The following is a 10252-nucleotide window of genomic DNA, read 5'->3' as shown; positions in this document are numbered from 1 at the left end:
CATGGTGACCAAGATCGAAGCCAGGGCGTTGACGCGCGAGCGGCTGCTCGATGCGGCCAATGAGCTCTTCTACGGTGAAGGCGTGCAGACCGTCGGCATCGATCGCGTGATCGAACATGCTGGGGTGGCCAAGGCGTCGCTGTACAAAGCATTCGGGAACAAGGAAGGCCTTGTCTGCGCCTACCTCGAACGCCGCTTCGAGCGCAGGAAGGAGCAGATCGCCCGCACCCTGACTCGTTTCCGCACTCCGCGCGAGCAGCTGCTCGGCGTCTTTGACGCGCTGGGCGAGGTATTCACAGATCCTCAGTTCAACGGCTGCGCCTTCGCGCGGGCGTCCGCCGAAGCGAACCAGGACAGCGCCATCCGCAAGGTGGCCGACGACTACCGCGCATGGCTGCGCGACCTGCTCACCGAACTGGCCGCCGCGTCCGGGTACACCGACCCCGAGACGCTGGGCCGCCAACTCCTCCAGTTGTACGACGGGGCGGAACAGTCCGCACGCTTGGACCGCGACCCCTCCGCGGCAACGACCGCCCGAGCCGCGGCAACCGCCCTGCTGAATGCCGCACCACTGGTGGCGGCTGCACCCACCGGGCAGTGACTCCGAGGAGCAGCAGATGGCAGGCGGTGCGAGATCACGGCAAGTGCTGTGCCGGATCGATGGCGCGCTTCACCGTAATCGCGCGGCCAGTGTGAAACAACGACCGGCAACGCCTGCGGGACCTCTGTCCGCGCCTGTCCGAGCAGAGCCGCTATATGCGGTTCCACGGAGTGCTGAACGAGCTGAGCGAAGGTCTCCATGATCAGCTCCTGGACGTCGACCACGACCCCCGGGAAGCGCCGGTTGCCCTGGACAGCGACGAGATCATCGGTGTGGCACGCTACGCCGCTACGTCCGAGGTCCCTCGGCTCGCTGCGGTCAGCGTGCTCGTGGCAGACGCCTGGCAGCGTCAGGGCATTGCACGGGACCTGCTCATCAGGTTGAGGGGCGGCGCGCTTCAGCGTGGCATTGCGTTCTTCGAGGCGTCCGTGCTCGCCACCAACGACCGCGCCCAGCCGCTCCTCCGTGTCCTGGCGCCGGAGCACCGTGTACTCCGCCGGCCCGACGGCCTGGAATTCCGGTGGAGTCACTTCGATCCGACGCCTCTCCCCGCACTTCCGCCGTCCCACGCAACGAGGTGATGCCTGCCGGCCGGTGGATGCGGGGTGATCGTTGAGGAGCGGGCTGCCGTCAGGGAGACAGCCTGACGGCCCCGGGGCCGGTGAGCGGCCTCACCTCGGAGCCGGAGACCTCCTGCCCGCAGGAGCAGCGCAGCTCGACGTGTACCTGGCCGCCGCAGCCGGCGTGCTTCAGCAGTGCTGACGGGCCCTCCGGGCCGCCGAGATGTGTGTCTCCATACTGCAAGAGGGCGGCCAGAACCCACTGCAGGTCGTGAGCGGGCGACGTGAGGTGGTACTCCTGGCGCGCGCGGTGTCCGGCCTCCTGGTAGTTGCGGCGCTCCAGCAAGCCGGCGTCGACGAGTTGCCGCAAGCGTTCGGTCAGGACCCGACGGGAGACCCCGAGGTGCTCCGCGATCTCGTCGAAGCGGTGAAGGCCGGCGAAGACCTCGCGCAGGATGAGCAGCGTCCACCGCTCGCCGATCAGTCTCAGGGTCGCGGCGACGCTGCAATTGTCCAGATCAAGCTCATGCCACTCCATGCCGTCAGGATACCTCCAGGGTTTTCATGTGGAACTCAGCCTTGACTTTCTGAGTTCCAGAGGGAAACTTAGCTATCAGCAGGCCGTTGACCGCACTTCTGCACCGTCGGCCCGCGAAGCCGTCCGGTGACCGCCCCGGGCCCTGTCAGTTCCGCCCGCTGTGCGCCTGACGAGCCGAACGGCCCCGCCCCTTTGACTTTGGGTGCCGCCGCGTATCACGGGACGGACCAGGTGGGTGAACGTACGTTCACCCTGCATTGCACTCAGTCTTGAGCATGGAGAGAGCATGTCGAACAACCAGACGATCGTTGATGCCTGTCGCCGCGCCTATACCGGATTTGAGGAAAACGACTCGTCCGACCTGGTGGCTCTGATGTCGCCGAACGTGGTCTTCCACTTTCCCGCCTCGCTGCCCTACGGCGGGACCTTCCATGGGCGGGAGGGCTTCGTGGCCTTCTACAAGGACCTCTACGACCACTACTACGAGTACTTCAACTACGACCTACATGCGGTTCTTGACGCAGGGTCACATGTGGTGGTCCCGGTACGGGCCCGAGCGAAGGCGAAGAACGGCCGCACGATGGAGAACGAGCATCTCCTGCTCTTCACCGTGACCGACGGACTGATCACGGAGGCGCGGCTGTACGCCGACACTGCCAAGGGGCGCGACGTGATCGAGGGCCTTGAGTCCTTTCCTTCCGCAGCCAACTGATTCCGCGACGGCGCGGCGCCCCTGTCCCAAGGAAACCCCCGGTCCTACCGTGACGCTGGCGGCCGATGGGCGGGCAGGGAAGGTGGACGGCTCGGCGCCGACCGCGGCCAAGCGCGCGCTGCGCCCTGGCCACGCAGATCGGTCTCACCCGCACCGGCCGCACCTTCACCGGTGATACGCCGCCGTGCATGCCAGAGAGGTCATCAACATGATCATAAACAGCGACGAACTTGACGCGAGATCCGCGTACAAGCTCCTCATCGGGTCGATAACGCCGCGCGCGATCGGTTGGGTGAGCACCTTGTCGACATCGGGTGTCGCCAATCTGGCGCCGATCTCGTTCTTCACCGTAGTGAGCCGGATACCCCCGATGGTTTCCCTGACCCTGCAGCCACGATCGGACGGGACGCTGAAGGACACACTCGTCAACATTCGGGACAGCGGTGAGTTCGTCACCAACCTGGTCACACTTCCGCAGGTCCACGAGATGCATCGCAGTGCGATCGAGTTCGATGGCTCCCAGGACGAGTTCGATGAGGTCGGGCTGACCAAAGAAGCCTGTGAAGTGGTCAAGGTGCCGCGTGTGAAGGACTCCCCGATCGCCATGGAATGCACGCTTGAGCGCATCGTGCAGGTCGGCGACGTCAACGACCACGTCGTCTGGGGCAAGGTCGTGCGCTTCCACATCCGGGACGACGTCTACTTCCAGAACGGACGGATCGACACCGCTGCCATTCCGGCAGTCGGCCGCCTCGCCGCCGAGTACACCCTGGCCGACAATGCGTTCGTCACCCCCCTTCCGACGGGGGTACTGAGCGAGCGTCTGGGCAAGCGCAGCCACCGCCTCGACGAGCGTCCGGACGGATGGTCGCCGGTGGACAGCGCCGAGTGGTCGCCCTCCGGAGCCACCACGGCCTGAGAGCACCGATGCCCACCCCAGCCGCAGGGCGCCGCGCACGTTCGCGCCGATCGCCGCCGAGACCCAGGCCGGCAGGACGCAATACCTGGGGCCTCGACCACCCCTCCGAACGATTGAGCATCCCGATACAGCACTCCCCAAAGGAGCACCTCATGCCGGTTTTCAACGCCCACATCCCCGCCAACCGCTTCTCGTCGCAGGAGAAGCGTGCGCTCGCCGACGCGCTCAACCAGGCGTTGGTGCAGGGGCTTGGCATCCCCGAGGGCGACCGCTTCATCACCATCAGCGAACACGGCGAGGACGAACTGTTCCTCGACCCGACGTTCATGGGCATGCAGCGCAGCTCGGACGCCATGATCATCACGGTTCTCTTCGGGGCCCATCGGCCTTTGGAGGACAAGCGGGCGGTGTCCGCGGCCATCAACAGGCTGGTCGTCGAGTCGCTCGGTGTCTCGCCTGACGACATCTTCATCGCGTTGATCCCGGTTCCGAACGAAAATTTCTCGTTCGGGAGAGGCGAACTGCAGCTGGCCGATAGGGCTCCACGCTGGTGAACCCCGTGGTCCCGGACCGTGGCCCTGTGCAACGCCGCCGGTCTGACCGGGCGGACCCTCGACGACCAGCGCGCGGGCATACCGGGCGTGGGAGCGAGGGGCGCCACGATCGTCAAGATCGTGGTCAAGCGGGACATCGCCGCAGGCACCCACCGGGCGGGACGTACCGGCACCTGGAAGAGGCCCTGGCCGGCCGCCCCCTCCGCGTCCGCGGCTCAAGCGTCACGCCAGGCGTGGGATCCGCCCCCGCGGATGCCTGGCCCCCTGCTCGCGAGGAGCTGCGTCCCGACCACATCATCCCGTCGGCCCTCGGGTGGCCCCGGCGGTCCCGAAGCCGTCGCGGAGGCCGCCCGGCGCGAGGCCGGGTGTGTTCTGTTCCGCGATTCGAGGACAGTGCCGTGGCCAGCCGATCGGACGCGTCGCGTTCTGGAGCCGCAGGTCTGGACGACGAGATCCACCGGATGCGGTGTGTGGACGCACATCCGAACAACTTCCCCATCGAGACTCAGGACTGGCGCCTCCAGGGGTGACGTCCGGTCCTGGACAGTGAGGACATACATGAAGACGGAACGTGTCGGCGACACCGACGTACGGTATCGGCGCATCGGAGCGGGGGACCTGGCTGTGGTGTTCGTCCACGGCTTCCTCGACGACCAGTACGCCTGGGACCGCGTGATCTCCCGGCTCACCACACTCGGCATCGAGTGCGTCACACTTCACCTGGCAGGTTGCGGCGACCGTGACGCGGTGGAGGGGCCCTACACCTACGACCGGTTCGCCGAGGAGGTGGGGGCGGTGGTCGACGCCCTGGGCAAACCCTTTGTGATCGTCGGTCACAGCATGGGCGCAGCAGTTGCCGAGCTGGTCGCGGTGCAGCGCCCCGACCGGGCTCGCGGACTCGTGCTGGTGACCCCGGTCCCCCTCTCCGGCGTGCACCTGCCCGACGAGACGATCGAGCAGTTCCGCTCGCTGGGGGGCAACGAGGACGCGCAGCGGAGCGTACGCGAACAGCTGTCCGCGGCGTTCCCGGAGGCCGAGCTCGATCGGCTGGTGGCGACCGGGCGGCATCTGCGTCCGGAGGTCATCCGTGCCCTCGCCGACTGCTGGAACAGCGGACACCCCCACGGCGAACGGCCGAGCAGCTACGCCGGCCCGGTGCTCATCATCCGCGGCGAGGGCGATGGGTTCGTCACCGAGGACATGGTCAACGACGCGATAGCGCCCCGTTTCACCGCCGTGACAGCGGTATCGGTGGCCGAGGCCGGCCACTGGGCCCACATCGAGCAGTCGGCCGACGTCGCCACCCACCTCAACAGCCTCCTCGCCGAGGCCCGCGGAACCGACATCGCGCCCGCCTCGAACACGTTCCCGTCCGCAGGGGTGGGCCAACGCCCAGGTGCAGCAGTCCGCGGCGGCATCGGGTGAAGGGCTCACCGAGCACGAGGTCCTGGCGGCGAGAGTCATAACCCGTCGGGCGGACGGCCGTGACCCAGGTGAAAAGGTGATCGCCGTGGCGAGCGCGATCTACGGGCTGTTCCGCTTCCCCGGGAGAGCGCCCACGGCCCGCGAACCTCCCGGAAGTGGGAGGTCACCGTTCGACGGCCTGCCGATGGCGGGCGTCATCGACCAAGAGTGCAACGGCCAGGCCTCCGAGCCGCCATCCACCACCAGGCCGCCGGGCGCCGCTCTCCGAAACCGGGTACCCGCCAGCGGCGAGATCGACGCCAACTACGTCCACCAGGGCTGAAGCCCTGCCTGTTCAAAGGTCGTTCCATGATTCAGCGCAAAGATGTCCAGTTCGAGGCCGACGGCGCGGTACAGCTGCGTGGATGGCTCTTCCTGCCGGACGGCCCGGGCCCGCATCCGGCGATCACCATGGCTCACGGCTACGCCGCGGTCAAGGAACTCGGCCTCGAGCCGTTCGCGCGGGCCTTCGCTGAGAACGGCTTCGTCGTCTTGGTCCATGACCACCGCGGCTTCGGGGCGAGCGATGGCCGGCCGCGTCAGGATGTCGACCCATGGCGGCAGATTGCCGACTGGAGGCGGGCCATTTCCTTCCTGGAGAGCCTCCCCGAGGTCGATCCGGAGCGGATCGGCCTGTGGGGCACCAGCTACGCCGGCGGCCACGCGATCGTGCTCGGCGCCACCGACCGCCGACTGCGGGCCGTGGTCGCCCAGGTGCCGACCATCAGCGGCTTCGAGCAGGGCCGGCGCCGCGTCCCTCCCGAGGCCGCCGCGGCTCTGGAGGAGCGATTCTCCGAGGACGAGCGCGCCCAGTTGCGGGGCGAGGCCCCCCACGTCCTGGCCGTCGTCGACAGCGACCCGGCGGTGCCGGCGTCCTACCGGACGCAGGAAGCCATCGACTTCTACCTCCAGCCCAAGCCCGACGGTGTGTGGGAGAACGAGGTCACGGTCCGCTCTACGCGGGCCGCGCGCATGTACGAGCCCGGGATCTGGGTCAACCGGGTCTCGCCCACACCACTGCTCATGGTGGTCGCGCTCAACGACACCATCACCGTGACCGACCTGGCCCTCGCAGCCCACGAGCGCGCACTGGAGCCCAAGCGACTGCGGACGATCCCGGGCGGCCACTTCGACCCGTACACCACCCAGTTCGACAAAGCGAGCAGCGCCGCCGTCGAGTGGTTCCGGGAACACCTGAACTGAGGGGGCCCTGGGCAAGGTGGCGGCGGACCAGTCGAGAGCCGTAGCGCGCGACTCCTTGAACCCGGACATGTTCGGGGTCGAAGTGGCCGCCGGGCAGCAGGGCCGGCCGCTTGGGCTCCAGCGCCCGCTCGTAGGCGGCCAGGGCCGAGTGGGTCGTGTTCGCCGACCACGAGCAACGGCGGTGTGGGGGAGACCCGGTTGACCCCGGCGCCGCGTTCATACATGAGAGCGGCGCGCGTGGAGCGTACGGTGAGCAGCGGAACGCGTCCGATATATCGGATGAGGCGATTGCGCTTGTTGAGCAGGAGAGGGTCAGCGCCTTGGGCGCTGCGGTTCTACGTCCGGCACTGCACGGCCCGCGGCTGCACCACCGCGGCCGCGGTGCTTCTTGGCGGGTCCGGTCCGCGTCCGCGTGGTACGCGTTCAGGCCGGCCCGTAGGAGATCACCGGTCACGTCTGGTCTGGGGACTCGCCCACGGATGCGGCACCTAGGAACGCACCTTGCGGTGCCCCGCGCCGCGGGGACCCCTCCGTCGGCGGTGCACACCTCCGGGGCCGGCTGCCGGGGCCTTGCCAGCAGGTCCTCACGGTGGTCAATGGTCGCACGCCCCCCACGCAAGCAATCGATGCGAGGACCAGCGCAGTAAGGGGAGTAACTCCATGACCCGCAGGCGAGTGTTGATCACAGGCGCGTCCAGGGGCATTGGCCGCGCGCTCGCCGAGCAACTTGCAGAAGACGGCCATACCCCCGTGGGTATCGCGCGCAGCGCGCCGCGGTTCTTTCCCGGCGACTTCCACGAAGCCGATCTTGCCGACCGTGTGGCCACCGATCAGGTTCTGGGGGAGGTGATGAGCGCGGGACCGGTCGAGGCCGTGGTCAACAATGTGGGGGTGGTTCGGGCGGCGCGGGTCGGAGCGGTAGCGCTGTCCGATCTCGACGCGGTCCTCGACATGAATGTGCGCACCGCGGTCCAGATCGTCCAGGCCGTCCTGCCAGGCATGTTGGAGCGGTCCTGGGGCCGCGTGGTGAACGTCACCAGCCTGGTCACCCTGGGGCTGCCCGACCGGAACTCCTACGGGGCGGCCAAGGCAGCCTTGGAGTTCTTGACGCGAGGCTGGGCCGGACAGCTCGCCACCCACGGGATCACCGTCAACGCTGTCGCCCCGGGTCCCACCGAGACCGAGTTGTTCCGGGCGAACAACCCGCCCGGGTCGGCCTCAGCAGCCCGCTACCTGGCCACGGTTCCCATGGGAAGGTTCGGGCGCCCGGACGAGATCGCAGCCGCCATCGCTTTCCTGCTCTCCGAGAAGGCGGGGTTCATCACCGGCCAGATCCTGCGTGTCGACGGCGGCGCGAGCATCGGCCGCAACAGTGCCTGAACTTGTTCAGCCCTGCTGCTGTTCGCGGAGACGTGTCCGGCGAGGGCTGTGGCTCGTTTCACGGTCTGGCTGGGCCCGTGCCGGGATGGGTGTGGTGCCTTGAGCCTGATGGGCGTACGGGACCGGTGGGGAGGGTTCTTGCACGAGCGCGGGACGCGGGGACCTATACGGTCGTGCAACGCCTGGCGCTCGATCGACGGCGGCGCCTGGGGGCTTGCCGCACCCGACGTCAAGGACGGCACCAAGTTCTACCTGCAGTTCCAGATCGGCTACGAGTACGGTTCCGTCGCCTACTGACCCGATACGCAGTCCGTTGACGCAGCACCGGCGGTGGTGGTGTGGTCGTAGCGGGGCCGGCGGACCAACCGCGGGCGTGCCGGAGTGCCGCTGATTGGGCATCTGCCCCGGCACGCCCGTAGTGAAAGGCCCCACGTCGTCTCTCAGCAGAGGGTGACGCGCCGGTTGCTCTGGCCGTCACGACCGTCAGTGTCCACATCGGCCGCCACGGCATGCCCGTGCTCGCAGAGCACGGGCATGCCGTGGCGGCCTCAGGACTTACTTCTGCAGGAAGGATTGCAGCAGGGCTGTCACTTCCTGTGGCTTCTCCTCTGTCACGAAGTGTCCCGAATTCTTCAGGACGCGTCCGCCGACGTTCACTGCGTAGTCACGCCATTGGTCGGCGATCAATCCACCAAAGGAATCCTGTCCGCCGATGGCGAGGACGGGCATCTTCAGTTTGCCCTGGGCCAGGAACTCCTTGTTCTGCTGAACGTTCGTGCGGATCTGACGGTATATGTCCATCCAGGCCGTCGTGCGGCCGGGCTCCTTCAGGAAGTGGGCGTAGTAGTCATAGTCCGACGGTGTGAACGGTGACTTGTTGCCTGCCAGGTACTCGGTGATCAAATCCTGGACGAAGACACGCTCGTGACCGGCGATGAGGTGTTCGGCGAGAGGCAGCTGGAACATGCCCCAGTGCCACGGCGAGGGCTTCTTCGGGTCAGCGTTCAAAGCGGGGTAAGTGAAGGCCCTGTCATCCGCGATGGGGGCTTCCATCACGGCCACGCGGCGCACCTCCGACGGCCACTGCGCCGCGTAGGCGTAGGTGACCCACACGCCAACGTCATGGCCGACTACCTGGATGCCGTTGTTGAGACCCAGCTGCTTCAGCAGCTGATGCACGTCCTTGGCCAATTGTGCGGCCTGGTAACCACTCTTGGTGACCTGTGAGTTGCCTGTGCCGCGCAGGTCGACGGCGATCACGGTGTGAGTCTTGGAGAGCGGGCCCATCTGCTGCCGCCACTCGGCCCACGTCTGAGGGAACCCGTGGATCAGTACGACAGGTGAGCCTTTGCCGCCCCGCATGTAGTGCATGCGGAAGCCATTTACTTCCGCGTACTTGGACTGAAAGCCAGCGGGTGGCTTTGATTGCGGGTAAGCCGACGGTGACGGCGCTGCCGTCGAGCCGTGCTGGCGGCTCTCACTCCATGCTCCGGAGCTCGAGGTGATGGAGATCGCCATGATGGCTATCAACGCCGCGATGAGTGCGATGAGCGTGATGAGCCTGTTGGTCTTTGCTGTTCCGATGCTCATTGGTGTACCTGCTTGGAGTCGGTATCTCGATGTGCGTCACTAGACGTGCGAGATACGGTTTCTCCCCCCTCGATCCGGCAAAGCACTTACCGAAGATTTCGCACCGCAGGTCGTCTCGTACCTAGCGGAGTCACTGCCCGGTGGGTGCAGCCGCCACCAGTGGTGCGGCATTCAGCAGGGCGGTTGCCGCGGCTCGGGCGGTCGTTGCCGCGGAGGGGTCGCGGTCCAAGCGTGCGGACTGTTCCGCCCCGTCGTACAACTGGAGGAGTTGGCGGCCCAGCGTCTCGGGGTCGGTGTACCCGGACGCGGCGGCCAGTTCGGTGAGCAGGTCGCGCAGCCATGCGCGGTAGTCGTCGGCCACCTTGCGGATGGCGCTGTCCTGGTTCGCTTCGGCGGACGCCCGCGCGAAGGCGCAGCCGTTGAACTGAGGATCTGTGAATACCTCGCCCAGCGCGTCAAAGACGCCGAGCAGCTGCTCGCGCGGAGTGCGGAAACGAGTCAGGGTGCGGGCGATCTGCTCCTTCCTGCGCTCGAAGCGGCGTTCGAGGTAGGCGCAGACAAGGCCTTCCTTGTTCCCGAATGCTTTGTACAGCGACGCCTTGGCCACCCCAGCATGTTCGATCACGCGATCGATGCCGACGGTCTGCACGCCTTCACCGTAGAAGAGCTCATTGGCCGCATCGAGCAGCCGCTCGCGCGTCAACGCCCTGGCTTCGATCTTGGTCACCATG

At 67.1% G+C, this 10252-nt stretch carries 14 protein-coding genes; 11 read left to right on the top strand and 3 right to left on the bottom strand.

Annotation, left to right across the window (positions count from 1 at the left end; translation table 11 throughout):
• Window position 1: 1 nt before the first annotated feature.
• Window positions 2–601, top strand: coding sequence for a TetR/AcrR family transcriptional regulator (locus H305_RS0142925; RefSeq protein WP_028805412.1), 600 nt, complete (start codon window positions 2–4; stop codon window positions 599–601).
• 170 nt (window positions 602–771) lie between these two features.
• A complete protein-coding gene (locus tag H305_RS49710) occupies window positions 772–1182 on the top strand; it encodes a GNAT family N-acetyltransferase (RefSeq protein WP_158690697.1) in 411 nt (136 codons plus the stop codon).
• Window positions 1183–1231: 49 nt separating this feature from the next.
• On the opposite strand, the gene H305_RS0142915 is transcribed toward H305_RS49710, so the two are convergent.
• Window positions 1232–1699, bottom strand: coding sequence for a winged helix-turn-helix transcriptional regulator (locus H305_RS0142915; protein ID WP_028805857.1), 468 nt, complete (start codon window positions 1697–1699; stop codon window positions 1232–1234).
• A 286-nt stretch (window positions 1700–1985) separates the two neighbouring features.
• Between H305_RS0142915 and H305_RS0142910 the strand changes: the two genes are divergently transcribed.
• The 9 genes from H305_RS0142910 to H305_RS53805 all read left to right on the top strand — a co-directional run bounded on the left by H305_RS0142910 (window position 1986) and on the right by H305_RS53805 (window position 8228).
• On the top strand, window positions 1986–2411 hold the full coding sequence (locus H305_RS0142910) for a nuclear transport factor 2 family protein (RefSeq protein WP_028805856.1): 426 nt from the start codon (window positions 1986–1988) through the stop codon (window positions 2409–2411).
• 208 nt (window positions 2412–2619) lie between these two features.
• Window positions 2620–3330, top strand: coding sequence for a flavin reductase family protein (locus H305_RS0142905; protein WP_028805855.1), 711 nt, complete (start codon window positions 2620–2622; stop codon window positions 3328–3330).
• A 152-nt stretch (window positions 3331–3482) separates the two neighbouring features.
• A complete protein-coding gene (locus H305_RS0142900; RefSeq protein ID WP_028805854.1) occupies window positions 3483–3884 on the top strand; it encodes a tautomerase family protein in 402 nt (133 codons plus the stop codon).
• Window positions 3885–4282: 398 nt separating this feature from the next.
• Complete coding sequence (locus H305_RS55920) at window positions 4283–4414, top strand: hypothetical protein (RefSeq protein WP_267880821.1); 132 nt, start codon at window positions 4283–4285, stop codon at window positions 4412–4414.
• A 28-nt stretch (window positions 4415–4442) separates the two neighbouring features.
• Window positions 4443–5309: an alpha/beta fold hydrolase gene (locus tag H305_RS53810; protein ID WP_051371606.1), complete on the top strand. Its 867-nt coding sequence runs from the start codon at window positions 4443–4445 to the stop codon at window positions 5307–5309.
• Window positions 5310–5394: 85 nt separating this feature from the next.
• Window positions 5395–5631: a hypothetical protein gene (locus H305_RS0142890; protein WP_158690696.1), complete on the top strand. Its 237-nt coding sequence runs from the start codon at window positions 5395–5397 to the stop codon at window positions 5629–5631.
• 26 nt (window positions 5632–5657) lie between these two features.
• Window positions 5658–6551, top strand: coding sequence for an alpha/beta hydrolase (locus H305_RS0142885; RefSeq protein ID WP_028805852.1), 894 nt, complete (start codon window positions 5658–5660; stop codon window positions 6549–6551).
• Between the two features lie 660 nt (window positions 6552–7211).
• Complete coding sequence (locus tag H305_RS0142880; RefSeq protein WP_037767347.1) at window positions 7212–7931, top strand: SDR family oxidoreductase; 720 nt, start codon at window positions 7212–7214, stop codon at window positions 7929–7931.
• A gap of 138 nt (window positions 7932–8069) precedes the next feature.
• Entirely contained in the window at window positions 8070–8228 is a 159-nt protein-coding gene (locus H305_RS53805; RefSeq protein ID WP_158690695.1) for a hypothetical protein, read from the top strand.
• Window positions 8229–8486: 258 nt separating this feature from the next.
• Here the strand turns inward: H305_RS53805 and H305_RS0142870 are convergent, their stop codons facing one another.
• Both H305_RS0142870 and H305_RS0142865 read right to left on the bottom strand, forming a co-directional pair.
• Complete coding sequence (locus H305_RS0142870; protein WP_028805849.1) at window positions 8487–9521, bottom strand: alpha/beta fold hydrolase; 1035 nt, start codon at window positions 9519–9521, stop codon at window positions 8487–8489.
• A gap of 130 nt (window positions 9522–9651) precedes the next feature.
• Window positions 9652–10251, bottom strand: a complete 600-nt coding sequence (locus tag H305_RS0142865) for a TetR/AcrR family transcriptional regulator (protein ID WP_028805412.1) — start codon at window positions 10249–10251, stop codon at window positions 9652–9654.
• Between the last annotated feature and the right edge of the window lies 1 nt (window position 10252).

This window comes from Streptomyces sp. 142MFCol3.1, from assembly GCF_000424945.1.
In the GTDB taxonomy this organism is placed as follows: domain Bacteria; phylum Actinomycetota; class Actinomycetes; order Streptomycetales; family Streptomycetaceae; genus Streptomyces; species Streptomyces siamensis.
This window is presented reverse-complemented; position numbering and strand designations above follow the sequence as displayed.